Below are 26,163 nucleotides of genomic sequence, written 5' to 3' on the forward strand. Positions count from 1 at the left end.
GACCAATTTTGTGACCCAGCAGGCCGCATGGCATCCTGTTCGCGAAGAACACGGACGGCCTCATGCTTTGCCGCACCAGAAGCGAGCTTCGTGACCAGGGCTTCGATTCGCATCAAGGCGTGCGACTGCTCGCCGTAAGGCGTACTTCTACCCGCGGCGAGCGAAAGCGAAGACGGGGAACGCGGTTGTATCACTCTGCAGGTTGCCTGAGCGGGAGCGGCGCCATTGCTCGGTCTCCAGTGAGACTCTGCTGACCCACGACTACGATCAGTACCGCAGACAAGCTGGCTGCGACCGAAACCCAAAAACCATTGCTCGGGCCGTAAGTGTCGACCACCCAGCCGGAGACGAAGGCGCCGAGCGCCATACCGATACCAATGCCGGTCATAACCCAGGTCACACCTTCCGTCAGCATCGATTCCGGCACGCGGCGCTCGATGAGCCCGAAGGCGGTGATGAAGACGGGTGAGATGGCGATGCCGCTCACGAAGACTGCGAAGGCAAGGAACCAGACAGAACTGCTCGCGACAAGAAGTGGTAGAGCGGTGAGCGCAAGCACGCCGACAGCGATTAGCAGTTGGCGCTGGAGGGCCAGCTTGGGGTTTATTGCTCCGATTATGAGGCCAACCATGAAAGAGCCAATGGCATAAACGCCGATGACGAGGCTGGCCGCTTCAGGCCGCCCGAGTTCTTTGGTAATTGCAACAGCGCTGACCTCAGCCGTGGCGAAGGTAGAGCCGACAAAGACCAACGCGAGCGTGATAATCTGGACCGGGCGCAACCAGATTGCCGACCGATGGTTGGTGCCCATGTCGACCGGGCGCACTTTCGGTTCTGTCGACCGCTGCACGAGAAAGGCAAAACTGCCGAGCGCCATGAAAAGAGTGCTCACGATCATGCCGGCCTCCGGGAAGAGCGAGACGGCTAGGCCGACAGAAAGCGATGCGCCAGCGATATAGACAAGTTCGTCCGCAGCGGATTCAAAGGCGAAGGCTGTATTAAGCTCAGGTCTGTCGCGGAAGATCTCTGTCCAGCGGGCACGCAGCATTGCTGGAATACTGGGCATTGTTGCCGCAAAGAGTGCCGAGAGGAACAGCGTCCACGAAGGCCAACCCTGGTTTGCGGCCGCGATCAACGTCCCGAATGCGATCACCGAGACGACGGTGGTGGGGATCAGGACGGCGCGTTGGCCCAACTGATCCACCTGCCGCGAAATCTGCGGGGAGATCACGGCGTTGGTCAGCGCAAAGGTCGCGGAGACAGCGCCCGCGAGCCAATATTCTCCATGAGTTTGAGAAAGCATGGCGACGATACCAATCGGCGCCATCGCTATTGGAAGGCGGGCGAAGAAACCTGCAGCGGAAAAGCCTTTGGTTCCGGGCGCGCGGAAAATTTCTACATATGGATTATGCATCGGCGTGTTCCGTGTTAGAGCTAAACGCCACGTACATACGCAACGTATGCAAATGTGTAATCAAATGCACGGCGTATGTCAATTAACATACGATGCGTATGAGAATGGATGATGGAGGACCTATGCGCAGGTCACGTAATGAAATGATTGCTGAGACTCGGGCCAAGCTCTTGGCTGCAGGCCGAAGAGCATTTGGTGCCTCTGGTTACGCCGAATCTTCCATGGACGACTTTACGGGTGAAGCCGGACTGACGCGCGGCGCTCTTTATCATCACTTCGGCGACAAGAAGGGACTGTTCGCGGCTGTCGTAGCCGAGATCGACAGCGAGATGACGGCCCGACTCTGCGAGATCTCTTCTATGGCATCGACGCGCTGGCAGGGATTCGTGGACGAGAATATTGGTTACGTCCTAATGGCGCTGGAGCCGGAACTTCAGCGCATCATGTTTCGCGATGGGCCGGCCGTCCTCGGTGATCCATCGCAGTGGCCGAATGCAAACGGCTGCATCGCCGCGGTTGCCCAAAGTCTCGAGACCTTGAAACAAGAAGGCGTCATCGTCGATATCGACCCTGAAGCCGGTGCTCGCCTGATCAACGCTGCCAGCAGCAGTGCGGCGCAATGGATCGCTAATGCCGAAAATCCGGATGCCATCGCGAAGCGGGCTGTAGAGAGTTTTCGAACCTTTTTGGAAGGCCTGCGCACCAATAAAATTGACTAAGCTGGCGCTGTCGACTTGTTGGTACGATCGCCAGCCAGATCGCAGAAAGGCGCGCCCAGGCCAGAAAAGTCAGCTAGGGCTGGCGGAGATCGTCGGCAACCGTCGAGAAGTAGCCACTATGCGTCTTGCCGGCCGAGTTGGCGCGCCATCTCATTGACCGGCACCTTGCGTTCCACAGGCTGGTGCAGGCGACGGCGATCGGCGAGGTTCAGCTGCAAATAGCAGTCAGGCAGCGCAACTTTAAATTGTCAATGCGGCGTAATCTATCTTATGGAACTTGAACGCGTTAAGCAAACGCAGCCGCATAACGCATTGAAAATATTCGACAACATTGGCACGTTTCCGCATCAACGCTTCAGCGTCAGCCAATCGCCGATCGTTGTCCCAAAATGTCGCATGGAACGAGTTGCGGGGATGGCAGGGCGCTCGGTGGCGATGGTCTTTCGGACCTCACGCGGGCTGAGCCCGAATTCGTGGCTGAAGGCGCGCGTGAAATTGGCTGCAACGTCGAAGCCGGCGGCCTCGGCAATTTCCGAGATCGGCCTGTTGTCGGTCGGGTTGGTGAGATCCGCATAGGCCTGCAGCAATCGACGTTTGCGAATGTAATTGAAGACGCCTCCGCTCGTTTCGAACAATTGGTAGAGCCGCGTCCGCGAGATGCCCAGCGCACGGCACATGACCTCCGGCGTCAAGCTATCGGAATGAAGATTGAGGTGAATATAGCGATGCGCCCGCTCCATCAGCCCCATATTGGCCTGTTCCTGAGCGCGATCCAAACTTGTGGACGATGCAGCGCATGCAACGACCATATCGCCGATCGTCCGTATGATCCGCGGCACCTCCTCCACCGTCAAATTGCTGAGGTTCGCTTCCAGGCCGTTGATATAGCTGACGAGCAATTCAGCCAGGCTGCCGGAGAGGACGGTGTTGTTGGCGTTCTGCAGAAGACTTGCATCATGGGTCAACTGCTCATAGGGCAGGAAGACGAGCACAGCGACTGAATCGGTCATCCGCCCGCGGTACGGATAACCAAGCGACCTGAAAAATATCTCGCCCGGGCCGGTCTCCGTTACATGGCGATTGGCCTCGGTCCAGGCCCGGCCGCTGCGCAGTATGCCGACATTCCAGTGATCGATTGGGCTCGATCGCAGCATGGCCTGATCGCGAATATAGCTGCATGCCTGCGCGCGCTGCTGAACGATGAGGATATCGCCGAGATGCCAGCCGGTCTGTTCCCCAAGAAAACCGTCGTCCTCTGATTTTCCGTCCGGCAGATGAACGTCCACAAGCGGCGCCATGTGGGATCGCCAGGACTGGAACTGTTCTTTCGGCGGCAGGTCTTGCGTCGAAAATTGCAACGGCACCAGTGCCGGCGGAACGTCCGCCCGATGTTCTTTCTGCGGGGACGGTTCGCGCGGCCAGCGCCGCCGCTCCAAATGGGCCGGCCACTCCCGTCCAGCAGCCGGGTCATCTCCAGACTCCGCGACCATCCAATTCCTCCAGCGCATAGCCGATCCGGGGCTGTTGAAACTGAAGCAAGCAATCGCTTTCGCGGTTGAAACGTCCGCGCAACCCATCCGATGGAACCGAATCGACTGAAGCTCTACGTGCATAAGCTACTTATCATATTCCTATGCGAGCAGAAATGGACGCACCGATAATTTTCAGGATGCGGCGATAACGACAATTCCGTCCTGTTGCTGTATCTAATTAAGCAATGGTTAATTCCGAAAACGTTCGGAAATTCCAAAAAGCTCACTTGCCGGTGCAATGCAGTTTCAAAGCACCCTCAACGTGAAACGACAGTTATTCAAAACAACAAATGCGAGAACAGGAGGATAGGTCGTGAACTATCTGGGCAATATTCGTGCGCGCTTTGCGCGATCGTCGGCTTGCGACAGGAGTTCTTCTCCGCACAACCAGCAGGCGCCAGGAAAAATTCCTATCGCCGGTCGTGCGGGTTTTCCCTGCTCACATTCATGCGAGACGCTCCTGAGGCCGGACATCGGCAACTGATGGCGCGCGAAGGGTTGCGCGCAGCCGAGGCCGTCTGTGTCGATGCGTAATGAGCCCGAGGCTTGCACGCAACCCTTACTATATCCACCCACTGGCGAATTTTTGCGACGCTGCCCATGTGGCAGAATGGAGGCTAAGATGACTACTGCATGTGATGAGGAACATATCGAATTGAAGCCGCTTTCGAGCTGCAGACGAGAGGTCGAAGTCGCAATGGTTGAGATGCTCGTTAGTTTGCAGAAACATGGATGGTCGGCTGCTGAATTGGCATTGGCGCTCGCAGATGCCTCCGAAGATCTCGTCATGCTGATCGCGACCAAAAAGCTTCGACCGCATTGATGCGTGTCGCCCGGAAATGTGCAGCGGTTCCGGGACAACGACATGCCTCAAAACAATGAGCTGAAGCGCGTCGCATGAATTAAATTTGATGCGACGCGCTTTAGAAAAATGATCGCAGCTGTCTCAATGAGACGGCAGCTGTGTCAGGCCCGCAGTGAGTTCCATCACATCCATCGCCGCGCCGGAGATGGGTGGCGACGGTCGGGTCGTACACCAGCGGGAATGATCGTCCGCATAAAATGAGATCGAGGAAGCAGCCGCGATCCTAAGATATCGACTACCCGATCTCGTCGATTTGTTCTCGAGCTTACTGGCCGGTTCGTTCGTCGAGGATGGAGAGTGCGTCCTGCAGTCTGAGTGCCGCCAGCGCTTCCGTTGCCTCATCAGGAGACCATCCTGCTTCCAGCGCTGCGGAGAGAACGAGCGATTCCGTTTGAAGCTCGAGCTTTTCATAAAGCGGCTCGATGGCTTCGCGGGCGGTGACAACGTGCTGGTCGGGCGGAGTGATGGGTGTCGCAGCAACCGTCGGCATAATGCTCCTCCTTTTGAACGCTAAGGTTCGAAACCCAATTGCAGGCATGCTTGTTCCGTTCACAATCGCTTTTTCAGCCTTATCACGGCTGACGAAAACTGTTCCGAACGCCGGACGGTCGCAACTCGCCCCATCATCGGCGTCTCTGCGGTCGCAGCGAAACCTTCGCGCGATGAACGAACGCACAGGCTACCGCACAATTGCCGAAAGCGGAAGCGACTTGCGGTAATCATCGAACAGAGGGCGCTGCTATGAAGCGCGCCGCAACATCTGGCGAAATTTCCGCCATTTCAGAAACGCGCGAATGATGATGGCCGGCGGGATCTTCCTGTGGTCGCCGACCGTTCCCTGCCTGGCGAACGGCGCGTTCGGATCGAGCAGAAAGGCGACCAGGAGGCTTGAGCTCTTCGCCTCTGCTTGGAGTCTGGCATCGGACAAATGCAGCCCCTGCTCGCTTTCGGCAAAGCTCTGCCCGTCGACAAGGACGACGCCGCTGAAGGCGTAGAAATAGAGATCCCTGCCTTGCCTGTGCGGGAATTCCGCTCGTGCGCCCGCGTCCAGCCGGATATCGAAGATGTCGACGGCGCTGCGGACATAAAACGGCGCGCCCTCCCCTTCCCGGCCGACCAGATGCCGCCAGACATTCGCCGCGGCCGCGGGGATCGGGCCGTATTGGATTTTCGGCGCGAGACCGGCCGCTCGCGGACGGATGAGGATCTGCAGCATCCGCAGCGGCGGATCGGAGGCCAGCGTCTCCTCGGAATGCCAGAAGCCTGTTCCGGCATTCATCACCATCAGATGGTCGCGGTCGACCACCAGCCGGCCGGTAGCCTTGTCGTCATGGCGCATCACGCCTTCCGGCACCCAGGAGACGATCTCGTCGTCCCTGTGCTCATGCATCGCGATCAGGCGGCCGGGGACCAGGAGGGATTCGACGACCATGGCGAGAGGGCCGTGACCGTGGTCAAGCGGTTTCGGCTTCAGCCATCCTGGCATGTTGACGTGCGCGACGAAGCCTCCAGCATCCCGCACCACGAATGTTCGTTCGCCCTTGAGCAGCATCGCGTCCTCCATGCCTGCCAGGCTGAACTCCTGCCGCTATCAATCGATCACGAAGCGCTGCGGGGCTCGAACACCGCCAACGGGCAGACGGTGGTAATCGTCTTGCTGACGATGCCGATGAATGGCCCTGGAACAGGATTCGGATTTTAGGCCAAGTCGGCCTAAAATCCGAATCCTGTTCTCAATTAAAGAGTTAGAGCATGATGTCGTCCGAAAACCGCTCACGCTTTTCGGCATCATGCTCTAGTGGCAATCTGAAAAATCCGCCGCAACCGATTCGCTGACGGGATCTCCAATGACCACCGACGCCGCACGAAATCCGCATCCGATCTACTTTGCCGGCGCTTTTGCCACGGGCGGCCTCCTGACTTTCATGGTTCACCTGAACGGCGAGCTGGCACGCTACGGGAATCCGCTGTTTTCGTCCTGGACCGCGCACGGCACCGGCATCATCGCAGCCGTCATTCTTCTCCTGCTGGTCCACCGGCGGCGCAGGCCAAAGCCGGAACAAAGCCTGCGCGCGCCTCTATGGGCCTATCTTGGCGGGCTCTCCGGCGCGGCAACGGTGATGCTGACCTCGACGACGGTCAATTCACCGCTCGGGCTTTCCGGCACCTTGGCCTTGGGCCTGGCAGGCCAGGTCGTCTTCAGCCTCGCGGCCGATAGCTGGGGGCTGTTCGGCATGCAAAAGCGGCATCCCGATACCCGCGATATCGCGGCGCTCAGTCTGGTCGTCGCGGGGGCGGCGCTGATCATCCTGTTCGGGCGAGGTGCGGCGTGACGCTCTTCGTACTCCTCGCTTGCCTCGGCGGCGTGCTCGTGGGCCTCAGCCGTCAGCTCAATGGGCGGTTGAGCATCTCCACGACGCCGCTGATCGCATCCTTCTGGAATCACGCGATAGGTTTCGCCGCACTGACCTGCCTCGGTCTCTTCGTCGGAGGGCTGCTTCCGGCGGGCGCCGCCGAGGCGCCCTGGTATGCCTATCTCGGCGGCCCGCTCGGCGTTGTCTTCGTGGCGGCCGGCAGTTGGGCGATTGCGCGGATCGGCGCGGTCAATTCGGCTCTGCTGATCATCGGCGGGCAGATGGTCACGGGGGTGGCGTTTGATTATATCAATGCCGTGCCGGCCTCGTTCTGGGCGAACGCCGGCGGAATTCTCCTCATCGTCGGCGGAATGATCGTCAGCCGGGGACGGCGCAAGGTCGACCGTTCGCAATAGCCGGACATGACGTTTGCCAGTCGGCGGGGATCGCTCCCCGCCCACTGGTCACTGCATTCTCAAGCCAGGTATTTGGTAAACCAGTCGACCGTCCGCTGCCAGGCGAGCTTGGCAGCCGCCTCGTCGTAGCGCGGCGTGGTATCATTGTGGAAACCGTGATTGACGTCGGGGTAGATATGGGCCTCGTAGGTCTTGCCCGCTGATTTCAGCGCGGCTTCATAGGCCGGCCAGCCTTCGTTGACGCCCTTGTCCAGCCCGGCATAGTGGAGAAGCAATGGCGCCTTGATCTTCGGCACGTCCTCGGCGCGCGGCTGCCTGCCGTAGAACGGCACGGCGGCGGCAAGTTCGGGATAGGCGACCGCCGCCGCGTTGGCGACACCGCCGCCGTAGCAGAAGCCGACGATGCCGACCTTGCCGGTGGTGAGGTCGCTCTTCATCAGATATTCGACTGCCGCGAAGAAGTCGTTCATCAGCTTTTCCGGGTCGACCTTCTGCTGGAGTTCGCGCCCCTTTTCGTCATTGCCGGGGTAGCCGCCGACCGAGGTGAGGCCGTCGGGCGCCAGCGCGATGAAGCCGGCTTTCGCCACGCGCCGTGCCACATCCTCGATATAGGGATTGAGGCCCCGGTTCTCATGCACGACCACGACGGCGGCGACCTTGCCGGTGGCGTTTTTGGGGCGAACGAGATAGCCGCGGACATCGCCGTTTCCTTTCGGCGAAGGATAGGTGATGTATTCGGCGGAGATATCCGGATCGGTCGCCTCGACCTGGGTCGCCAGTGCATAATTCGGGCTCAGCGACGACAGAATGGCGGCTGCGGTCACGCCGCCGACGGCGAATTTGGCGGCGCGGTCGAGAAACTCGCGCTTGGTAATCTTCCCATGCGCATAATAATCGTAGAGTTCGAGCAGTTCCTGTGGGAAATCCTTGGCGGTCATGCGGGTCATGATGGCTCCTCCTGGGCCTCGGGTTCTCCCCCATCCTACACAGGCAGGCGCGCTCGACTTTTCAATATTTCGCGAGATTGGCGTGAGCTTGCCGGCGCAATTGCCGCCAGTTGCACTCCTGCCTGGCATCTGCGCCGCTTGGCTTGACGATGCGCCCATTCCATCAGGTGCTTCGCATCCCCGCCGTGGACACCGGCTAATCGAAAGCCGCCTACCGACTTATGAAAATTAATTTCACGCTCGCGTCTTGCGGCCCGTTTTCTATTGACGCCTTCCAATTTTTGTCCCAACTTAAAGAAAATAAATTACTTAAATTGGGAACTTGATCGGCATGAAAGTGGGAATCATCGGGCTCGGATTCCGGCTCGGCTATCTCGGCTATGTCTTCAAAGCGATCGATAGCAGCTTCGACATCGTCGGCTATGTGGACCCCGATCCTGCCGGCCTTACGGGTTTGACGGAAAAGGGCATTTCCGCCGGCAAGGCCTATTCTTCGCCGGAAGAGCTCATCGCCTCCGAAAAGCTCGATCTGCTGATGATCGGCTCGCCCAATCACATGCATCTCGGTCACATCAGGCTCGGGCTGCAAGCTGGCCTTAAGGTCTTCTGCGAAAAACCGATCGTCACGACGATCGCCGAAAGCATCGAGCTTGCCCATCTGATGGCGAAGTTCGGCCATGAGCGGCTGATGGTCGGCCTGGTGCTGCGTTATTCTCCTCTTTACAAGGATCTGCGCGCCATCCAGGCCGAGGGCAAACTCGGCCAGATCGTCTCGATCGAGGCATCCGAGCATATCGAGCCCTATCACGGCGCCTTCTTCATGCGCGACTGGCGCCGCTACGAGCGCTATTCCGGCAGTTTCATGCTGGAGAAATGCTGCCACGATCTAGACCTTTATAATGGTGTCGTCGGCGCGAGGCCGGAGCGGGTGGCCAGTTTCGGCGGCCGCAAGAGCTTCATTCCGGCCAACGACCCGGCGCGCGAGGGCATCAACGACCTCGAGCTGTTCCATCGCAAGCCGAGCGGCTGGATGGGCTCGGACAAGGTCTTCGACAGCGATGCCGACATCATCGATTACCAGGTGGCGATCGTCGAATATGAAAATGGCGTCGGCATGAACTTCCACACCAATCTCAACGTGCCCGACCAGTTCCGCCGCTTCGCCATCATGGGCTCGCGCGGCATGGCCGAAGGCGATTTTGTCCGCGGCTATCTCGACGTGCACGAACAGCTGACCGGCAACAAGATCGTCGAAAACAAATATGCCGCCACCGAGCTCTCCCAGCATTACGGCGCCGATGAGCAGATGGCGAGCGATCTGCTCGAAAGCGTGCGCACCGGGCTCGAACTGCCCGTGTCCACGCTGAACGCGCTCGAAGCCGGCATCCTGGCGCTGGCGATGGACGAAGCGAGGATGAAGAAAACGGTCGTCGACCTGCGTCCCATCTGGGACCGCTTCGACGAAGCCCTTCACGCCAGAGCGGCTTGAGGACGGCGGCAAGATGAGTGTTCAAAGAAGCGCCTTCATCTTCGCCTGGATCCTTCTCCTTCCGGCCGTTATCTATGTTCTTGCCATCGTCGCCTATCCCCTGGTCGACACGTTCATTCTCTCCTTCACCGATGCGTCGCTGCGAAAGACCACCAATTGGGTCGGCTGGGTCAACTACGAGAAGATCTTCAACGAACGTTTCGCGGAAGTCATCATTCGCACCTTCGTCTGGACCTTCTTCTCCGTCGCCCTGAAAATGGTGATCGGCACCTTCGGCGCCTGCATGCTGAATGCCGCCGTACCGGGCCGCTCTTTGTTCCGGCTTTTGACCATGCCGCCATGGATCGTGCCGATGGCCATCGGCATCTTCATGTGGGGCTGGATGTATAATGGCCAGTTCGGGATGATCTCGGGCCTGCTGCAGCGCTTCGGCCTCGTCGACGGCCCGGTCGCCTTCCTCGCCTATGGCAGCACTGCCTTCTGGGCAACGATCGTCACCGACGTGTGGATCGGCGTGCCGCTGGTGACGATCTACTTTCTGGCCGCGATCCAGTCGATCCCGAAAGATCTCTACGAGGCCGCCTGGACCGACGGCGCCGGCCGCTGGTACCGCTTTCGCCGCATCACCCTGCCGCTGATGGTGCCCGCCATCATCACCATGTCGATGCTGTCGCTGATCGCCACCTTCAACTCCTTCGACATTATCTGGATCCTGACGCAGGGCGGCCCGAGCGGCGAGACGACGACGATGATCATCGACACCTACCAGACGGCGATCGGCTCGAAGAAATACGGGGAAGGGGCGGCGCGCGCCGTCTTGATCTGCATCTTCCTGTCGCTCTTCTGCTTCGCCTATTTCCGCGTCACCCGCCGCCTCAACCCGGAGAAGCGCGCATGAGCAATGCTGCCATGATCGACCGTTACCGCTGGTGGGAGATCATCCTGATCTATTGCGGCATCGCCTTGTTTCTATTCTTCGTGCTGGCGCCCTTCGTGGAGGGCTTCCTGGTGTCGCTGAAGCCACTCGCCCAGCTCTTCTCCTCGCCCTACCGCTTCTGGCCGGAGAACGGCTCGTTCGAAGCCTATCGGACGATGTGGATCAGCGTGCCGGGGTTTGCGCGCTATATCTTCAATTCCTTCTTCATCTCGACCATCGTCACGCTGATCGTGCTCTGCCTCGTCATCCCGGCCGCCTATGCCTTCGCCAAGTTCGAATTCAGGGGCATGGGGATCCTGCTCGGCGCCTTCCTGACGGTGAACATGTTCTCCGGCGCCGTGCTCCTGATCCCGCTCTTCCGGCTGATGCGCAACATGGGTGTGCTCAACACCTATCTCGCCATGATCGTGCCGGGCGTCGCCTTCCTCATCCCGTCGGCGATCTGGCTGCTGCGCACCTATATGATCCGCATTCCCCAGGAGTTGAACGAAGCTGCCTATATGGATGGCGCCAGCCACTTCTACACGCTTCGCCGCGTCATCCTGCCGATTGCGATGCCGGGAATCATCGTCGTCGCCATCACCACCTTCATCGGCGCTTACGCCCAGCAATTCATCTTCGCGCTGACCTTCAACTCGAAGACCGAATACATGCCCTTGCCGGTGGGGCTCTTTGCTTACTTCGGCAAGCAGGAGGTCATCTGGAACGAACTGATGGCGGCTTCCTTCGTCGGCATCGCGCCGGCGATGGTCGTCATCTTCTTCCTTCAGCGTTACCTCGTCGGCGGTCTGACCGCCGGTGCGGTGAAACAATAAGAGCAAAAACGAGTGAACAGCTAACAACCACAATGGGAGTCACGACGTGAGCATAACAATCAAGACAGGCCTTATGGCGCTCGCCCTGCTCGGTTCGACGGCACTGACCGCGGTCACTGCCCATGCGGCCGACAAGGAAATCAGCTGGATCTATTGCGGCGACACGATCGACCCGGTCCACACCAAATATATCAAGCAATGGGAAGAAAAGAACGCCGGCTGGAAGGTCACGCCTGAAGTCGTCGGCTGGGCGCAGTGCCAGGACAAGGCAACGACGCTGGCGGCCGCCGGCACGCCGGTTGCCATGGCCTATGTCGGCTCGCGCACGCTGAAGGAGTTCGCCCAGAACGACCTTATCGTTCAGGTGCCGATGACGGATGAGGAAAAGAAGAGCTACTATCCCAATATCGTCGACACGGTGACCTTCGAGGGCACGCAGTGGGGCGTTCCGATCGCCTTCTCCACCAAGGCGCTTTACTGGAACAAGGACCTCTTCAAGCAGGCCGGCCTCGATCCCGAGAAGCCGCCGAAGACCTGGGCTGAAGAAATCGAGATGGCAAAGACCATCAAGGAAAAGACCGGCATTCCGGGCTTCGGCCTCGTCGCCAAGACCTTCGACAACACGATGCACCAGTTCATGCATTGGGTTTACACGAACAACGGCAAGGTGATCGATGCCGAAGGCAACATCACGCTCGACAGTCCGCAGATTCTCGCTGCGCTCAAGGCCTACAAGGATATCGTCCCCTACTCCGAAGAAGGCCCGACGGCCTACGAGCAGAACGAAGTCCGCGCCATCTTCCTCGACGGCAAGGTCGCCATGATCCAGGCCGGCTCGGGCGCCGCCACCCGCCTGAAGGAGACGAAGATCAACTGGGGCATTACGACGCTGCCGCTCGGTCCCGATGCCAAGGGCCCGGGCACGCTGCTAATCACCGACAGCCTGGCGATCTTCAAGGGTTCCGGCGTCGAGGAGAAGGCGACCGAATTCGCCAAGTTCATCACCTCGCCGGATGTTCAGTCGGAATACGAATTGCAGGGCGGCGCCGGCCTCACCCCGCTGCGTCCCTCGGCAAAGGTCGACGAATTCGTCGCCAAGGACCCCTACTGGAAGCCTCTGATCGAAGGCATCAACTATGGTGGTCCCGAGCCGCTCTTCACCGACTATAAGGGCTTCCAGAACTCGATGATCGAGATGATCCAGTCGGTCGTCACTGGCAAGGCCGAACCGGAAGCTGCGCTGAAGAAGGCTGCCGGCGAAATCGAAGCCTTCAAGTAAGGACTCCTGAATCTCCCTGGGGTCGCGGCACAAGCCGCGGCCCCTCCCCTCTATCGAATGTGCGACGAAGGCCGCCGGCGGAGACAGATTTTTGGGACAGCTCCTTCTCAACGATGTTCAGAAATTCTATGGCGACTACGAAGTTCTGAAGGGCGTGCAGCTCGAAGTTCGGAATGGCGAGTTTGTCGTCTTCGTTGGCCCGTCGGGCTGCGGCAAGTCCACGCTCCTGCGCATGATCGCCGGTCTCGACGCGACGACCGCGGGTGACATCGTCATCGACGGCGTCAGGGTCAACGACCTGCCGCCGGTCAAGCGCGGCATCGCCATGGTGTTCCAGTCCTACGCGCTCTATCCGCATATGACTGTCTTCGAGAATATCGCCTTCCCGCTTCGCGTCGAGAAGATGGAAGAGGCAAAGCTCAAGGCCAAGGTCGAGAATGCGGCCCGCATCCTGCATCTCGACCAGCGGCTGCAGCAGAAGCCCGGCATGCTGTCCGGTGGCCAGCGCCAGCGCGTCGCGATCGGCCGTGCCATCGTGCGCGAACCGAAGATCTTCCTGTTCGACGAGCCGCTCTCCAACCTCGACGCCGCGCTGCGCGCCGATATGCGCATCGAGCTTGCCAAGCTGCACCGGCAGCTGAAGGCGACGATGATCTATGTCACGCACGACCAGGTCGAAGCCATGACGATGGCCGACCGCATCGTCGTGCTCGACGCCGGCAATATCTCGCAGACCGGCGCGCCGCTGGAGCTTTATCACAAGCCCGCCAACCAGTTCGTCGCCGGCTTCATCGGCAACCCGAAAATGAATTTCCTGCCGGTGACCTGCAAGGGCGTCAGCGCCGCCGGCGTCGAAGTCGATTATCTCGGCCAGACCGCCGTTCTGCCGGTGACGCCGCGCGACGGCATATCAGGCAAGACCCTGACGCTCGGCATCCGCCCGGAGCATATCCAGCTGAACGGCGGCGATATCGTCTTCACCGTGACGCCGACGGTCATCGAACGGCTCGGCGCTAATACCGTCGCCTATGCCTCGCTCAACGGCGAGGGTGAGAATTTCTGCGCCATGCTGCCCGGCAGCGTCGGCATCCGCGCCGATGCGCCCGTTGCCACCGGCATCAATGCCGCCGACTGCCATCTGTTCGACGAGGTGGGCATTGCGTTTGAGCGGCGCGTGGAACTGACGGAAATCGATATGAACGTGATCAATCCTACGGCGGCTTGAGCGGCTGGTTCGGCGGCGGCGGTTCGGCCTGGCCGAAATGACCCCTCGGTGTTGGCTACCACGGGCCGGACTCGGCCGGTTGCGGACTTCGGTAGTATGGCTGGATTGCGCCGCTTGTTCAGCTCTTTCGATAACGCCGACACGTGGCGCGCTAGGAAAGGCCAGCCGCGCCCTCATTCGGGCCGATGCGCCTGCTGTCATCAACCGAGACGCGTCCGGGCGACGAGCGCTTTAGTCCGCCAGCTGGGCGCGTAGGCGCGGCACGATCCAGTCGAGGAAGCAGCGCACCTTCAGCGACAGGGGATATGCTGGTCCATGCAGAACGTTCACCGGCAGCGGTTCCGGCGCGAACTCCGTCAGCAATTCCTGCAGAGCGCCGGAGCGCAACTGATCGGAAATCTGGTAAGACAGTACGCGGATAATGCCGATACCGGCCATTGCAGCCTGGATGGCCGCCTCCGTCGTGTTGACCGCGAGTTTCGGGCGCGGCTCGATGGTGAAGGCCGGACCGTCCCGGCGATAGCGCCATTCCGGCGCGGTCGCAAAGCCTTGGAAGCTGATGCCGTCATGTCTGACAAGATCTTCCGGCCGACGCGGGACGCCCCGGCGGGCGAGATAGTCGGGGCTGGCGCAGATCACCCGGCGGACACTGCCGACGCGCGTTGCGATCAGTGCACTGTCGGTCAGGTGGCCAATTCTAAGAGCCACGTCAACCTGCTCGTCCGCCAGATTGATCTGCCGATCAACCAGCGTCAGGCGCAGATTGATATTGGGTTGCTTCTTCAAAAATCCCAGCGCGATTGGCAGCAGATGACGCTCGCCGAAAGCAACAGGTGCGGTCACATGGAGCCCGCCACGCAGCGTGCCATGGTCGCCGCTTGCCTGCCGCTCCGCCGCATCCAGCTCATCAAGGATACGCCGCGAGGCGGCGACGAAGGCGCGCCCCTCCTCGGTCAGCGAGAGGCCCCGGCGAGTGCGCAGCACCAAGGGCACGCCGAGATGCTTTTCAAGATCTGCCACCTTACGGCTGACCGTGGCAAGCGGTGCATGCAGTCGCCGCGCCCCGGCAGAAAGGCTGCCGGCGTCGACCACCGCCAGCAGTACCGTCATCGCGTCAAAACGGTCCATCCAAATCCTTCCGCAATCTGGGAGGAAAGTTCTCAAAATGGCAGGATACCCTACTGTTTGTGGATGTCATAGCTTCACCTTCGTTCAAGGGCGCTGCCCGGTTCCCCATATCCCAAATGATCAGGAAGGACGTCATGCCCAAACTTTCGCGTCGTGCCTTTGCAAGTGCTCTCCCTCTCGGCTTGCTCGGGGGCAGCCTCCTCGGCGGAGGAATGATTGAAGGCGCGTCTGCGCTTGCCGCCACACAGGATACCGGAAAAGCGCCGGTCAGTGTTACGCCGCTCGCGCAGATCCGTATCGGCCGTTTCACGGTGACGGCGTTGACGGATGGCTATGCGGATATGCCCTATGATTATTTTCCAGGGCGCACCGCGGCGGAGGTTGAACAGGCGGCAGTCGCGCAGTTCACCGCTCGCGCCACCGGGGTGCGCTTCCTCTTCAACCAATATCTGGTCGAGGATGGCGAACGCCGCATCCTGATCGATGCCGGTGCGGCAGGCTCGATCGGGCAAACCGGCCGATTGCCGCAGGCGCTCGCCGCGCTCGGCCTGCAGCGAGACCAGATCGACGCCGTGATCGTGACGCATATGCATCAGGACCACATGGGCGGCCTGATTCTCGGAGGCAAGAACAACTATCCCAACGCGGAACTCTATATAGATCGGCGCGACGTCGCCCATTGGACCGATCCGGCCAAGCGCAACGGCGCGCCCGATTATCTGCAGACCAGTTTCAAGATGGCCGACGAGGTCGTGCGCCTTTACCCGAGACTTCAGGCGATCGATGGAGAGCGAGAAATCGTGCCGGGCGTCTCGATCGTCGACCTGACCGGCCATACACCCGGCCATATCGGCGTGCGGGTCGAGGATGGCGGACAGAGCCTCATCATGGTTTCGGATATGATCTTTCCCGTGGTGCATCCTGGGGCGACCGATGTGTTCTTCCTGTTCGAGCAGGATCCTGTCGCGGCTAAGGCGATGCGCGACCGGTTCTTTCCTCGCGCCGCTTCGGAAGGCGCCCTCATCGCCGCCACGCACATGCCCTTCCCAGGGCTCGGCCGTGTCGTCGCCGACCGTGGGCAGATGCGCTGGCAGGTCGCGGACTGGGGTTTGCAGAACTGAGGTCTGATCCGGGTCGCAAGGGTAGTCGTCGCCGTGATGGCCTCCGCCGCCGGGTCGCGAACAGGCGATTTTCGCCCTCAACCGGAACCGGCTCCTACCAGACAAAGGCGCGGGCCGCGACCTGACGCGGCTGCGCGCCGACATGCGCATCGAGCTTGCCAAGCTACACCGGCAGCTGAAGGCGACGATGATCTATGTCACGTATGACCAGGTCGAAGCCATGACGATAGCCGACCGCATCGTCGTGCTCGACGCCGGCGACATCTCGCAGACCGGCGCGCCGCTCGAGCTTTATCACAAGCCCGCCAACCAGTTCGTCGCCGGCTTCATCGGCAATCCGAAGATGAATTTCCTGCCGGTGACCTGCAAGGGCGTCAGCGCCGACGGTGTCGAAGTGGATTACAAGGGACAGATTGCATGGCCGGCAAGACCCTGACGCTCGGCATCCGCCCGGAGCATATCCAGCTGAACGGCGGCGACATCGTCTTTACCGTGACGCCGGCGGTCATCGAACGGCTCGGCGCTAATACGGTCGCCTATGCCTCACTCAACGGCGAGGCCGAGAATTTTTGCGCTATGTTGCCCGGCAGCGTCGGCATCCGCCCCGACGCACCTGTGACAACCGGCATCAATGCCGCCGATTGCCATCTCTTCGACGAAGCGGGCGTCGCCTTTGAGCGGCGCGTGGAACTGACGGAAATCGATATGAACGTGATCAATCCTACGGCGGCTTGAACCGACTGGCTCGGTTCGTTCCACCAGGAGTCCCGTAGGGGGCGACATGACACCCTCTTCCGTCAATTTAATCATCGCCGCCAAGGGTATCGCCAATGGGATGGGAAGCACTTCGGCAATGGGGTGAAGACGCGGTTCGCATCGAACGGCTGACGGGTGGAGTTGCCAATGACGTGTGGAGCGTTCGCGTCCACGGGCAGACCGCGGTCGGTCGTCTCGGCTACAGAACCGACGCCGATCTCGCATGGGAAGCCGAGCTCATCCAATATCTCGACAGTGAAGGCATGCACGTTCCAGTGCCGATCCCGACGACCGACGGCCGGCTGTTCGCGAACGGTCTGGTGGTGATGAAATACATGGAGGGCGGACCGCCCGAGACGGAGTCCGACTGGTGTCGCGTGGCCGACACGCTCCGCGAGCTGCATCGGTTGACACAGGGCTGGCCGCAGCGCCCAGGCTGGCGATCGTCGATCGACCTTCTTCACGTCGAAACTGGAACGAGGATCGACCTTGCCGCGATGCCGCCTGAGGGCGTTATTCGGTGTCGAGCCGCGTGGGCGCAGCTCATCGGACGTCAGAGATGCGTTGTCCACGGCAACCCCAATAGCCCTGGCAACATCCGCATGACCGCCGATCGAGTCGCGTTGATCGCCTGGGACGAGTCACACGTCGACGTTCCCGACCTCGACCTGGCGCTGCCCGGCAACGCTGCCGGTCTCGACGACGAAGCGCACGATATCGCCGCGCAAGCGTTCGCCGCATGGGAAGCCGCCGTCTGCTGGCAGGACGAGTACGCCGTCAAGCGGCTCGCCGAAGTTCGAGCGGTCTGACGAGTTTCGGCGGATCGATGAGCGGCCGCATCGATGTCGGGACCTCCGGCGACCGCATGTTCCCGACCGCGCGCTACGCGCCCCTGCCGGAAAGCAAGTCGTCTAGCTGTTCCAGTTGCTCCGGCAATGCGGCCGCTGAGCCCTGCAGTGCTTCCTCAAGCGCCTCCTTGGACGGATAGACTTCGTGGAAAATCAGCAGCGTCTTCCCGCCTTGGTCCTCGAAGGTCACAGTCGTGATCGCGCCCTCTTCGCCCTCGTCATTCGTCCAGACGATGCGCTCGTTCGGCACCACCTCGAGATACTTGCCGTAGAAGGCCATGGTGTCCGAACCGCCGGCGCCGAATTCCAGCCGATATTTGCCGCCGGTACGGACGTCCATATCGCACGATACGAGCGAAATGCCGGATACTGATTTCGGCACCCACCAGCGCTGGAACAGCTCGGGCTGGCTCCACGCTCTGTAAACCGTGCTCGGCGGCGCATCGAATGTGCGCGTTACCACCAGTTCGCGATCCCCTTTGCGCTCGACCGACGTGCGGTTCTGCGCACCACCTGCATCGTCAACTTGTTCAGTCATCGCTTCCCTCCTGTTTCATCTCGCTGATGATTTCGTCCAATGCTTCGAAGCGGGCCTCGAAGAGCTTGCGATGCGCCTCGATCCACTCGGCCTCCGCCTTGAGGCCGCGTTTCCCAAGCTTGCAGGTTCTCACCCGTCCGACCTTCTGCGTGACGACGAGCCCGGCCCGCTCGAGAACCTGGACGTGCTTCTTCATGCCGGTCAACGTCATCTGGAATTTCTCCGCGAGACTGGTGATCGACGCGTCCCCTCGCCCAAGTTGCTCGATGATCCCGCGGCGGGTCGCATCGGACAGCGCCGCGAACGAGAGATCGAGGGGAGGATCCAAATACTGAACCATGTAGTTCAGTGTTTTAACCTGCTTGCGCAGGAAGCGCAAGCGCTTCGAAATTTCGTTGCAGTAGAACGGTCATTCGGGGCTATGCACCGCGGCGGCGGCAAAATCGTCTGGACAGCAGAAGTGCCTCGGCAGCTACGCGCCTCTATTCCGGCCACTCTGGCAACTCGCAACTTGGTCGGACGCCTGCAAGCAGCCGGTCAGCTTGTCTCTTACGCAATGGAGCATAGGTGGGGTTTTTCAGCTTCAAGCGGCCCGATTTGTCGGGCACGTAAATACGCATCAAAAGATCATGCGGTATTTCAAAGTGAGGCCGAAAGCAAAGTCGGCGCAGCCAGCGAACACGGACAAAGAATTTTGTATCTATCATCCGGCACATAAGGACTACACATATTCGGATGCTTGGATCGACAAGATCGTTGCTTCAATTGAGGACGCGGCCACGTACTCCGAGATCAATACGGTGAAGCTGTAGGACGGGCACGAGTATAGGATTGGCCAACGATCTTGACCGTGCCGCAAATTTTAATACACTCTGAGTTAAGTTTCGCAACCAGGTGGTGATCTGGGAACGTCCGCTTATCGTCGAGCGGAATCTGAAAGCAGACAGTTCGTTTACGGCCCCAAAGCAGACTCTCGCCCCGTAGAGTCTATGTCCGCTATTGGCGCAAGAAGGCATCCGCCGCGCACGTGTTCTGATACGCCTTGCTGATACCGAGGCCTTGGGCGATCAAGCTCATCTCGCCCTCAACCGCAGCCGCCCCCTACCAGACAAGTCCGCGTGCCGCGACCTCTTCGACGCGGGTCACCACGCCACCCCGGTGAAAGACCATCGTATCGAACAGATTGGACACCACGCAGGTATGGTTCGGGATGATGAAGAGCTTTTCGCCGATCTGCGGCCGGGGGCCGGTGCAGTTCGACAGATCGATCACGCCGTGTTCTTCCGACAGGCTGGTGATGCGTGCTTCGGGATAACCGACGATCAGGCCGTAATCGCTGAAACCCTGGAGATCCGAGGTCAGGGCTTTCGAGCCGGCATCGATGACGGCGCGGTCGGGGGTTGGCCGTGAGACGACGGTTGCCAGCACATGCATGGCGCAATCGTCCTCGGTGCAATGGCCCATGCGCACCATCTGGCGGTCGTTGTAGATATAGGTGCCGGCGCGGTGTTCGGTGGCGGATGGGACCAGATGCGCCTCGAACAGGCTCGGCGTTCCGCCGTTGCTGACGGTCGGGCAGTCTATGCCGTCGGCTTGTAGGCGTTGCAGCGTCTCGGCGATGAAGGCTTCCACGGCGGCGGCCGATCGTGGCTTCGGATAGGTGACGATGCCGCCGAAGGTGAGGCCGTCGGCGGCGGCGATGCGCTTGGCGAGCGAGGCGGCCTCCTCCGGCGTCTGCACGCCGCAGCGGCCGGCGCCGGTATCGCATTCCACAAGCACCGTCAGCGGCTTATGGCCGGAAAAATGGGCGGCGAGCCCGTCGACCGTCACTTCGCTATCGGCGACGACTTTCAGGGCCGGGATTTTCTCGTTCAGCCTGGCCAGGCGCTCGAGCTTCTGCTGGCCGAGAATGTTGAAGGTGATCAGGATGTCGCCGAAACCGGCTTCGGCAAAGACCTCGGCTTCCGTGACCTTCTGGCAATTGATGCCCTTGGCGCCGGCCGCGAGCTGGGCGACGGCGAGCGCCGGGATCTTGTGCGTCTTGATATGCGGGCGGAAGTTCAGGCCGTGCTCGTCCATATAGGATTGAACGCGGGTTATGTTTGCAGCCAGCCGGTCCTCGTCGATGACAGGACGCGGCGTCGAGAGATCGGCGATCCTGTCACCGGCCTTGGCAACGACGGCGAAGCTGGCATCTTGCATTTAGGCGGCTCCGCGTTCTGTCCCATGTGGATCGGCCACGATCGGCCAGATGGTTTTCGGCGCCCGCCGGTAGGGCGTCGTCGCCGGGTTATTGGGATAAGGCGTTCCGGCGGAGCAGTAAAGGATTTCCGCGGCGATCTTCGAGAAGGACGCGAAGAAATGATTGGTGGATTTGATCACCAGGATCTTCTGCTTGGTCGGATCGATGCCCATCACCGAAAAGAGACTCGGGTCGAAGCTCTGGGCGCGCGTCGAATTGAGGATGATATCGATGCCGTCGAGCACGATATGGGCGGCATCGCCGAAGGGCGCCAGGCTCTCGCCGAACTGCATTTCGGCGTTCCTAACCAGCCTGACAACCTTGACTGTGCCGTCGATGGGGTTGCCGGTGCCGGGCGCCGACTTGGCGCCGAAGCGCAGCGGAATCTCCGCCCCCTCGCCCGCCGCAAAGCAGATCTGCACGGCCATCGGATCCCAGATGGTGCCGATCGCCGCATTCCTGACGCCGCTGGCCATGAGCTCGGCGAGGATGACAGTCGCATCGCCGGCCGTGCCGCCGCCCGGATTGTCCCAGACATCGGCGATAACGACGGGCCATGCGGTGGCGGCGATGGCGCGGGAAACCGCTTCCTTCTCGTCGATCTGCGGCACCATGAAGGTGCCGCGCTTGGAAAAGAGTTCGAGACCGAGCTCACGCGCCAGGGCGGCGCCCTTCTCCGGCTTGTTGTCGGTGACGACGAGCAGCTTCGTTCCCATTTCGGGAACATCGCCCACCATGAAGCCGTGGATCACCGAGATCGACAGGATCTCGGGGTCATCCTTCTCGATCCGCATGATCTTGTCGACGAAGGAACGCATCGGCTCGCGCGAGGTGGGGAAGACGTCGATCATGCGGCAGTCGAACATCGACATGCGGGGCTTGACCCGGCCTTCCAGCGTGTCGACCGCAATGCGCCAGAGATCCTCGGCCCGGTCGACGAAGTCCGTATGCGGGAATTCCTTGAAATAGACGGCGAAATTAAGCGCCGAGACGCGTTTGGCGGTGAGATGGCTATGCGGATCGAGTTCGGCGCAGATCAGGACGTCGGGCCCTGCGATTTCGCGCATGCGCTGGAGAAGGTCGCCTTCCGTATCCTCATATCCGGCTGCGACCATGGCGCCGTGCAGGCCCATGACGACGGCATCAACAGGCATGGCCGCGCTGAGCTGCCCGAGGATTTCGTCGCGCAGTTCCTCATAGGTCGTCCGGTTGACGAGGCCTGCGGGATCAGCCCAGGTGGCGGTGCCCTCGATTAGCTCCCAGCCCTTTTCCCTGGCGACGCGCCTTCCGACGGTGATCGGCGCGGTGCAGAGCGTCGGCGTCTCGGGGTGCTGGCCGGGCGGGGCATAAAGCGAGGCTTCAAATGCGCGGCGATCCACGCAGATCGGGGAGAAGGTGTTGGTCTCGGTCGCCAGTGCTGCCGTGAAAATGCGCAAGAAAGTGGCCTTCGTGTTGCGGCCCCGCTTCACCCCATCGGGTTCGGCAGGTAGCCGGTGAAACCTGAGATTTTCCAGCGTCCCTCGTGCAGCCTGCAATAATAGAGCGTCTGCCATTGCAGGACGTCGCGGGTGCCGTCGGCCTTGGTGATGCCGCCATCGAATTTCTTGCGGACCAGCGCTGTCTCGCCTTCGATCTCGATGTCTTCGAGCGTCGTCGTGGTGAAGATCGCCGTGCGCGGATCTTCCGCGAAGCTCTGCTCGGCAAAATCTCTTGCCTGCCTCAGCCACTCCTCGCGATAGGCCGCGAGCGAGGGAAAGGCGAGCCGCCAGTTGTCGGGGTTCACCTCCTTGCGCCCGTCGATGCCGATGAAGCCTTCTTCGACGAAATCATCCTCGACCAGCGACCAGTCGGCGGCGAGAAAAGCATCAATATCGCGGGAAACGAGCATTTCCCAAATGGCGTGCCGGGCAGCGTCGGTGGGGAAAGGGTTCTGAAAGGGATCGCGCATGTTCGCCCCGGATTGAAATTCTTTTCATAAATGGCGTTTTTCACTGGTCAAATTCTGCTTTCTATGGTCATTTGTCAACGTATCAAGAAAATAATTTGCAAGGACTTCAGCATGCCCATCAAGCGCTATGGCACGGTTCAAACGGGCGCCGGCGGCAAGACGCTGCCATTCGCGCGTGCGGTCGAGGCCGATGGCTGGCTCTATGTTTCCGGCCAGGTTGCGATGGAAGACGGCGAAATCATCGACGGCAACATCATCGCCCAGACCCACAAGACGATCGCGAATGTGCTGGAGATTCTCGATGAGGCCGGCTACGGAGTCGAGGACGTCGTGCGCGTCGGCGTCTGGCTCGACGATCCGCGCGACTTCTGGACCTTCAACAAGATCTATCAGGAGTATTTCGGCGAGCATCCGCCGGCACGCGCCTGTGTGCAATCGTCGATGATGGTCGATTGCAAGGTTGAGATCGACTGCGTGGCCTATAAGAAGAAGGACGCATAGCGAAAAATCGGTGGGAGTCGGTTTGGATATCTTTTCGACATTGCAGGAAGATAAGAGCCGGCTTTCTCCTTCGGAAAACCGCATTGCGGAGATCATCGTCAACGATTTCGAGTTTGCGGTGAACGCCTCGATCATCGAGCTCGCCGAACGGGCCGAGGTCTCGCCGCCGACCGTCACCCGCTTCTGCCGGCGGCTCGGCTGCGAGAGCTTTTCCGATTTCAAGGTGCAGCTCGCCCGCACCGCCCATATCGGCGTACGTTATCTCAAGCCGGAGTCGAAAAGCACTGATCCGGCCGATGTCGCCCAGGATATCATCACAAAGGCCCAGAACGCGCTGTTTCTCCTGCATCGCTCGCTCGATCTTGCTGCGATCGAAGCGGCCGTTGCCCATATCGCCAAGGCTGACATGATCTACGCCTTCGGCTCCGGCGGCAATTCGTCGATGATCGCCGACGAGCTGCAGAACCGCCTCTTCCGTCTGGGCCTTCGCATCACCGCCAGTTCCGATCACAGCATGCAGCTGATGATGGCGGCGGCGGCCCGGCCGGGCGACGTGCTGATCGGCTCGTCCTTCTCGGGGCGGAATATGGAGCTGGTGCGGGCCTTCGAGCTTGCCCGCGACACCAAGGTGAAGACGATCGCGCTGACCCAGGCGGAAAGCCCGGTTGCCAAAGCGGCGGAAATCGTCGTGCCGATCGACCTTCCCGAGGGCAACAATATCTATCGCCCGACCTCGACGCGCATCGCCTACATCGCCACCGTCGATATTCTCTCCAGCCTGGTCGCCTATGCCGTTCAGCCGAAGGCGACGACCACGCTTCGGCGCATCAAGCAGCAGCTCGTCATCCACCGCGATGGCGACGACCGGCAATTGCTTGGAGATTGAACTCATGAATGGGGGCGACGGAAAATGACCCAGTCGATAGCCATCGTTACCGGTGCGGCGGGCGACATCGGTGTTGCGATCGCCGCGCGGCTTGCCGATGATCACGACGTCGTCCTGCTCGCCGATATTGATGCCGCGGCTGCGGCCGCCGTTGCTTCCAAGCTCGGTCCGGCCGGCCGTTTCGTCGCCGTCGGCTGCGATGTGACCAGCGAGACGAGCATATCGGAACTGGCAAAACGCGCCGCTGATATCGGCGTGGTTCGAACCCTCGTCAACAATGCCGGTGCGGCGCGGGCGACCAGCCTGCACGACACGACGCCGGAGATCTGGCGGGCGGACAATGCGCTCAATCTCGAAGCGTCCTTCCTGTGCTTCCGCGCCTTCGAGCCGATGCTGAAGGTTTCGAAAGGCTCCGTCGTCAACATCGCCTCGGTCAACGGCATGCATGTCTTCGGGCACCCGGCCTATAGCGCCGCCAAAGCCGGGCTTCTGCATTTCACCCGACTGGTCGCCGTGGAATACGGCAAGTTCGGCATCCGCTCGAATGCGGTGGCGCCCGGCACGGTGAAGACGCAGGCCTGGGAGGCGCGCGCCGCCGCCAATCCCAACGTCTTCGAGGAGGCGCGCCGCTGGTATCCGCTGCAGCGCGTCGTCGATCCCTGCGATGTCGCCAATGCCGTCGGCTTCCTCGCCGGCCCGCTTGCCGCCGCCATCACCGGAGTCTGCCTGCCCGTCGATTGCGGCCTGACGGCAGGCCAGGCAGAGCTGGCGCGGACCTTCTCGCAATCGGAGCACTATTGATATCAGGCGCTCCGATCTCTGAGCAGATATGACAAAGCATGTCGCGCAAAAATGTGCAGCGGTTTTGCGACAACGACATGCGAGAAACAAGGACTAAGGCGCACGCTTTAGCATGACATGACCTTCGGGACTGCCCGCCGCGGCCGCGCCTGCCGATTTCCCTTTCGATTTGATGATCTCATGAGCCGCCTCTTTCCCGATGTCTTCCGCAATCCGGCGATCCGCGCCAGCATGATCGCCATTTTCACCTTCGGCATGGCGGGGGCGATGACCGCGCCCTATCGTTCGATCGTCGGCATCCGCGAACTGGGCTTGAGCGACGGCCTCTATTCATTCCTGAGCTTCGCCTCGGCGGCGGTGAATGTGGTCATCAGCGTTCTGCTCGGCAATCTTGCCGACCGGCTCGGCGAATACCGTTCGGCGATGATCGGCGCCTGTCTCTTCGGCATTGTCGGCTACGGCATGGTCTATGCGTTTCCGAGTGCGGCCACCTTCATCGTCAGTGCGCTGCTGCCGATGCCGATCTACGGGGCGCTGAACTCGCTGCTTTTTGCCAATGCGCGCGAGGCAATGCAGGGCATGAGCCGGAATGACATGGTGACGGCCAACTCGGGCGTGCGGGCGATGATCTCGCTCTCCTGGGTGCTGATCCCCGGTATCACAGGCCTTGTCCTCTCGGGAGCGTCGAGCATGCTGCCGGCCTATCTCTTCGCCGCCATCTCGTGCCTTTTATGCCAGGGCATCATCCTCTTCGCCCTGCCGAAGCAGGTCGGAACGGAAATGGCGGCGGTTCACCATCTCACCTATCTCGGGGCGCTCAGGCAGGTGGTTTCGCCGCGGATTTCGGCGCATATCGCAGGTGTGGCGCTGATCACCAGCACGCTGCATCTGAACGACGCCCTTCTGCCGCTGATCGCCACCGGCGCAGCCCATGGCCGGCTCAGCGACGTCGGCATTCTTGTCGGTATCGTCGCGCTTCTGGAGGTGATCTTCATCATCGTCTGGTCACGGATCGCGCGGCAGGCGGGGCAGATGACGGCGCTGGCCGCCGGCACCATCATCTACGCGCTGTTTCTCGGCCTGCTCGGCTTTGCCTCCGCGCCATGGCACCTCTATGCGCTGACGCTGCTTGCCGGCATTGGTGCTGCGGCGATCATCAGCATTCCGATCACCTATCTGCAGGACCTGATTGCCGACCGGCCGGGGCTCGGCAGCGCGCTGATCTCCGTCAATATCTTTGCGAGTGCGGGCATTGGCGCGCTGGTCTTTGCCGCCGGCACGTGGGTCACCGGTTATTCCGGAACCGCCATTCTGAGCGCTGTCACCGGCCTGTCGGGCATCACCCTCCTCGGGCTGCTGCAGCGGCGCAATGCCGTTGCCCTTGCGGACGCCGAGGTTTAGT

The 26,163-nt window shown here is 60.8% G+C and carries 26 protein-coding genes and 2 pseudogenes; 16 read left to right on the forward strand and 12 right to left on the reverse strand.

Annotated features, from left to right (window positions below; translation table 11 throughout):
* Positions 1-190: 190 nt before the first annotated feature.
* Positions 191-1,414 carry an MFS transporter gene (locus A7X77_RS19940; protein ID WP_064684575.1) on the reverse strand — a complete coding sequence of 408 codons (1,224 nt, stop codon included), beginning with the start codon at positions 1,412-1,414 and terminating at the stop codon, positions 191-193.
* Between the two features lie 122 nt (positions 1,415-1,536).
* Here A7X77_RS19940 and A7X77_RS19945 point away from each other — a divergent pair, with 122 nt between their 5' ends.
* Positions 1,537-2,133: a TetR/AcrR family transcriptional regulator gene (locus tag A7X77_RS19945; RefSeq protein ID WP_064684576.1), complete on the forward strand. Its 597-nt coding sequence runs from the start codon at positions 1,537-1,539 to the stop codon at positions 2,131-2,133.
* Positions 2,134-2,212: 79 nt separating this feature from the next.
* On the opposite strand, the pseudogene A7X77_RS33135 reads toward A7X77_RS19945, so the two are convergent.
* Positions 2,213-2,366: pseudogene (locus tag A7X77_RS33135) on the reverse strand (IS30 family transposase); the annotation flags it as partial.
* 114 nt (positions 2,367-2,480) lie between these two features.
* On the reverse strand, positions 2,481-3,623 hold the full coding sequence (locus A7X77_RS19950; protein WP_064684577.1) for a helix-turn-helix domain-containing protein: 1,143 nt from the start codon (positions 3,621-3,623) through the stop codon (positions 2,481-2,483).
* Between the two features lie 664 nt (positions 3,624-4,287).
* Here A7X77_RS19950 and A7X77_RS34290 point away from each other — a divergent pair.
* Positions 4,288-4,488, forward strand: coding sequence for a hypothetical protein (locus tag A7X77_RS34290; protein ID WP_064684714.1), 201 nt, complete (start codon positions 4,288-4,290; stop codon positions 4,486-4,488).
* Between the two features lie 307 nt (positions 4,489-4,795).
* On the opposite strand, the gene A7X77_RS19960 is transcribed toward A7X77_RS34290, so the two are convergent.
* Both A7X77_RS19960 and A7X77_RS19965 read right to left on the reverse strand, forming a co-directional pair.
* Positions 4,796-5,020 carry a hypothetical protein gene (locus A7X77_RS19960; RefSeq protein ID WP_064684578.1) on the reverse strand — a complete coding sequence of 75 codons (225 nt, stop codon included), beginning with the start codon at positions 5,018-5,020 and terminating at the stop codon, positions 4,796-4,798.
* 249 nt (positions 5,021-5,269) lie between these two features.
* Positions 5,270-6,082 (reverse strand): pirin family protein, encoded by an 813-nt coding sequence (locus A7X77_RS19965; RefSeq protein WP_064684579.1) that lies wholly within the window; start codon positions 6,080-6,082, stop codon positions 5,270-5,272.
* Between the two features lie 295 nt (positions 6,083-6,377).
* On the opposite strand from A7X77_RS19965, the gene A7X77_RS19970 reads away from it, so the two are divergent.
* Both A7X77_RS19970 and A7X77_RS19975 read left to right on the forward strand, forming a co-directional pair.
* On the forward strand, positions 6,378-6,863 hold the full coding sequence (locus tag A7X77_RS19970) for a DMT family transporter (RefSeq protein ID WP_064684580.1): 486 nt from the start codon (positions 6,378-6,380) through the stop codon (positions 6,861-6,863).
* Positions 6,860-7,300 carry a DMT family transporter gene (locus A7X77_RS19975; protein ID WP_064684581.1) on the forward strand — a complete coding sequence of 147 codons (441 nt, stop codon included), beginning with the start codon at positions 6,860-6,862 and terminating at the stop codon, positions 7,298-7,300. The genes A7X77_RS19970 and A7X77_RS19975 overlap by 4 nt, the downstream gene beginning before the upstream one ends.
* A 59-nt stretch (positions 7,301-7,359) precedes the next feature.
* Here the strand turns inward: A7X77_RS19975 and yghX are convergent, their stop codons facing one another.
* Entirely contained in the window at positions 7,360-8,247 is an 888-nt protein-coding gene (yghX, locus tag A7X77_RS19980) for a YghX family hydrolase (RefSeq protein ID WP_064684582.1), read from the reverse strand.
* Between the two features lie 331 nt (positions 8,248-8,578).
* Here yghX and A7X77_RS19985 point away from each other — a divergent pair, with 331 nt between their 5' ends.
* The 5 genes from A7X77_RS19985 (at position 8,579) to A7X77_RS20005 (ending at position 13,992) form a co-directional block, all read left to right on the forward strand.
* On the forward strand, positions 8,579-9,736 hold the full coding sequence (locus A7X77_RS19985; protein ID WP_064684583.1) for a Gfo/Idh/MocA family protein: 1,158 nt from the start codon (positions 8,579-8,581) through the stop codon (positions 9,734-9,736).
* Between the two features lie 13 nt (positions 9,737-9,749).
* Entirely contained in the window at positions 9,750-10,634 is an 885-nt protein-coding gene (locus A7X77_RS19990; protein ID WP_064684584.1) for a carbohydrate ABC transporter permease, read from the forward strand.
* A complete protein-coding gene (locus tag A7X77_RS19995) occupies positions 10,631-11,488 on the forward strand; it encodes a carbohydrate ABC transporter permease (RefSeq protein WP_064684585.1) in 858 nt (285 codons plus the stop codon). Before A7X77_RS19990 ends, A7X77_RS19995 begins: the two co-directional genes overlap by 4 nt.
* Positions 11,489-11,561: 73 nt before the next feature.
* Positions 11,562-12,767, forward strand: a complete 1,206-nt coding sequence (locus A7X77_RS20000) for an ABC transporter substrate-binding protein (protein ID WP_064684586.1) — start codon at positions 11,562-11,564, stop codon at positions 12,765-12,767.
* Between the two features lie 91 nt (positions 12,768-12,858).
* Positions 12,859-13,992, forward strand: coding sequence for an ABC transporter ATP-binding protein (locus tag A7X77_RS20005; protein ID WP_064684587.1), 1,134 nt, complete (start codon positions 12,859-12,861; stop codon positions 13,990-13,992).
* Between the two features lie 231 nt (positions 13,993-14,223).
* Here the strand turns inward: A7X77_RS20005 and A7X77_RS20010 are convergent, their stop codons facing one another.
* Positions 14,224-15,120: a LysR family transcriptional regulator gene (locus A7X77_RS20010; RefSeq protein ID WP_064684588.1), complete on the reverse strand. Its 897-nt coding sequence runs from the start codon at positions 15,118-15,120 to the stop codon at positions 14,224-14,226.
* 134 nt (positions 15,121-15,254) lie between these two features.
* On the opposite strand from A7X77_RS20010, the gene A7X77_RS20015 reads away from it, so the two are divergent.
* The 3 genes and pseudogenes from A7X77_RS20015 (at position 15,255) to A7X77_RS20025 (ending at position 17,806) form a co-directional block, all read left to right on the forward strand.
* A complete protein-coding gene (locus A7X77_RS20015) occupies positions 15,255-16,241 on the forward strand; it encodes an MBL fold metallo-hydrolase (RefSeq protein WP_064684589.1) in 987 nt (328 codons plus the stop codon).
* A gap of 130 nt (positions 16,242-16,371) precedes the next feature.
* Positions 16,372-16,976 (forward strand): annotated as a pseudogene (locus A7X77_RS20020) (ABC transporter ATP-binding protein); the annotation flags it as partial.
* Positions 16,977-17,071: 95 nt separating this feature from the next.
* Positions 17,072-17,806: a phosphotransferase enzyme family protein gene (locus A7X77_RS20025; protein WP_064684590.1), complete on the forward strand. Its 735-nt coding sequence runs from the start codon at positions 17,072-17,074 to the stop codon at positions 17,804-17,806.
* A 73-nt stretch (positions 17,807-17,879) separates the two neighbouring features.
* Here the strand turns inward: A7X77_RS20025 and A7X77_RS20030 are convergent, their stop codons facing one another.
* The 5 genes from A7X77_RS20030 to A7X77_RS20055 form a co-directional block, all read right to left on the reverse strand.
* Complete coding sequence (locus A7X77_RS20030; RefSeq protein ID WP_064684591.1) at positions 17,880-18,383, reverse strand: SRPBCC family protein; 504 nt, start codon at positions 18,381-18,383, stop codon at positions 17,880-17,882.
* The gene (locus A7X77_RS20035; protein WP_064684715.1) at positions 18,376-18,723 is read right to left on the reverse strand and encodes an ArsR/SmtB family transcription factor; all 348 of its coding nucleotides are present in this window, start codon (positions 18,721-18,723) and stop codon (positions 18,376-18,378) included. Before A7X77_RS20035 ends, A7X77_RS20030 begins: the two co-directional genes overlap by 8 nt.
* Before the next feature lie 761 nt (positions 18,724-19,484).
* The gene (locus tag A7X77_RS20045) at positions 19,485-20,585 is read right to left on the reverse strand and encodes a D-TA family PLP-dependent enzyme (RefSeq protein ID WP_064684593.1); all 1,101 of its coding nucleotides are present in this window, start codon (positions 20,583-20,585) and stop codon (positions 19,485-19,487) included.
* A complete protein-coding gene (locus tag A7X77_RS20050) occupies positions 20,586-22,061 on the reverse strand; it encodes a M81 family metallopeptidase (RefSeq protein WP_064684716.1) in 1,476 nt (491 codons plus the stop codon). It lies immediately after the preceding gene.
* Positions 22,062-22,090: 29 nt separating this feature from the next.
* Entirely contained in the window at positions 22,091-22,573 is a 483-nt protein-coding gene (locus A7X77_RS20055; RefSeq protein ID WP_064684594.1) for a hypothetical protein, read from the reverse strand.
* 111 nt (positions 22,574-22,684) lie between these two features.
* Here A7X77_RS20055 and A7X77_RS20060 point away from each other — a divergent pair, with 111 nt between their 5' ends.
* The 4 genes from A7X77_RS20060 to A7X77_RS20075 all read left to right on the forward strand — a co-directional run bounded on the left by A7X77_RS20060 (position 22,685) and on the right by A7X77_RS20075 (position 26,162).
* Positions 22,685-23,074 (forward strand): RidA family protein, encoded by a 390-nt coding sequence (locus tag A7X77_RS20060; RefSeq protein ID WP_064684595.1) that lies wholly within the window; start codon positions 22,685-22,687, stop codon positions 23,072-23,074.
* A gap of 22 nt (positions 23,075-23,096) precedes the next feature.
* A complete protein-coding gene (locus A7X77_RS20065) occupies positions 23,097-23,960 on the forward strand; it encodes a MurR/RpiR family transcriptional regulator (protein WP_064684596.1) in 864 nt (287 codons plus the stop codon).
* Positions 23,961-23,984: 24 nt separating this feature from the next.
* Positions 23,985-24,761, forward strand: a complete 777-nt coding sequence (locus A7X77_RS20070; protein ID WP_064684597.1) for an SDR family oxidoreductase — start codon at positions 23,985-23,987, stop codon at positions 24,759-24,761.
* Positions 24,762-24,941: 180 nt separating this feature from the next.
* Positions 24,942-26,162, forward strand: a complete 1,221-nt coding sequence (locus A7X77_RS20075; RefSeq protein ID WP_064684717.1) for an MFS transporter — start codon at positions 24,942-24,944, stop codon at positions 26,160-26,162.
* The last annotated feature ends 1 nt before the right edge of the window (position 26,163 follow it).

The organism is Rhizobium bangladeshense (assembly GCF_001662075.1).
GTDB lineage: Bacteria > Pseudomonadota > Alphaproteobacteria > Rhizobiales > Rhizobiaceae > Rhizobium > Rhizobium bangladeshense_B.

Excerpts from the sequence above, each read along its gene's own strand:
- A7X77_RS19940 (WP_064684575.1), bottom strand. The coding sequence starts at position 1,414 with ATGCATAATCCATATGTAGAAATTTTCCGCGCGCCCGGAACCAAAGGC.
- A7X77_RS19945 (WP_064684576.1), top strand. The coding sequence starts at position 1,537 with ATGCGCAGGTCACGTAATGAAATGATTGCTGAGACTCGGGCCAAGCTC.
- A7X77_RS19950 (WP_064684577.1), bottom strand. The coding sequence starts at position 3,623 with ATGGTCGCGGAGTCTGGAGATGACCCGGCTGCTGGACGGGAGTGGCCG.
- A7X77_RS34290 (WP_064684714.1), top strand. The coding sequence starts at position 4,288 with ATGACTACTGCATGTGATGAGGAACATATCGAATTGAAGCCGCTTTCG.
- A7X77_RS19960 (WP_064684578.1), bottom strand. The coding sequence starts at position 5,020 with ATGCCGACGGTTGCTGCGACACCCATCACTCCGCCCGACCAGCACGTT.
- A7X77_RS19965 (WP_064684579.1), bottom strand. The coding sequence starts at position 6,082 with ATGCTGCTCAAGGGCGAACGAACATTCGTGGTGCGGGATGCTGGAGGC.
- A7X77_RS19970 (WP_064684580.1), top strand. The coding sequence starts at position 6,378 with ATGACCACCGACGCCGCACGAAATCCGCATCCGATCTACTTTGCCGGC.
- yghX (WP_064684582.1), bottom strand. The coding sequence starts at position 8,247 with ATGACCCGCATGACCGCCAAGGATTTCCCACAGGAACTGCTCGAACTC.
- A7X77_RS19985 (WP_064684583.1), top strand. The coding sequence starts at position 8,579 with ATGAAAGTGGGAATCATCGGGCTCGGATTCCGGCTCGGCTATCTCGGC.
- A7X77_RS19990 (WP_064684584.1), top strand. The coding sequence starts at position 9,750 with ATGAGTGTTCAAAGAAGCGCCTTCATCTTCGCCTGGATCCTTCTCCTT.
- A7X77_RS19995 (WP_064684585.1), top strand. The coding sequence starts at position 10,631 with ATGAGCAATGCTGCCATGATCGACCGTTACCGCTGGTGGGAGATCATC.
- A7X77_RS20000 (WP_064684586.1), top strand. The coding sequence starts at position 11,562 with ATGGCGCTCGCCCTGCTCGGTTCGACGGCACTGACCGCGGTCACTGCC.
- A7X77_RS20010 (WP_064684588.1), bottom strand. The coding sequence starts at position 15,120 with ATGGACCGTTTTGACGCGATGACGGTACTGCTGGCGGTGGTCGACGCC.
- A7X77_RS20015 (WP_064684589.1), top strand. The coding sequence starts at position 15,255 with ATGCCCAAACTTTCGCGTCGTGCCTTTGCAAGTGCTCTCCCTCTCGGC.
- A7X77_RS20025 (WP_064684590.1), top strand. The coding sequence starts at position 17,072 with ATGGGATGGGAAGCACTTCGGCAATGGGGTGAAGACGCGGTTCGCATC.
- A7X77_RS20030 (WP_064684591.1), bottom strand. The coding sequence starts at position 18,383 with ATGACTGAACAAGTTGACGATGCAGGTGGTGCGCAGAACCGCACGTCG.
- A7X77_RS20035 (WP_064684715.1), bottom strand. The coding sequence starts at position 18,723 with ATGGTTCAGTATTTGGATCCTCCCCTCGATCTCTCGTTCGCGGCGCTG.
- A7X77_RS20045 (WP_064684593.1), bottom strand. The coding sequence starts at position 20,585 with ATGCAAGATGCCAGCTTCGCCGTCGTTGCCAAGGCCGGTGACAGGATC.
- A7X77_RS20055 (WP_064684594.1), bottom strand. The coding sequence starts at position 22,573 with ATGCGCGATCCCTTTCAGAACCCTTTCCCCACCGACGCTGCCCGGCAC.
- A7X77_RS20060 (WP_064684595.1), top strand. The coding sequence starts at position 22,685 with ATGCCCATCAAGCGCTATGGCACGGTTCAAACGGGCGCCGGCGGCAAG.
- A7X77_RS20070 (WP_064684597.1), top strand. The coding sequence starts at position 23,985 with ATGACCCAGTCGATAGCCATCGTTACCGGTGCGGCGGGCGACATCGGT.
- A7X77_RS20075 (WP_064684717.1), top strand. The coding sequence starts at position 24,942 with ATGAGCCGCCTCTTTCCCGATGTCTTCCGCAATCCGGCGATCCGCGCC.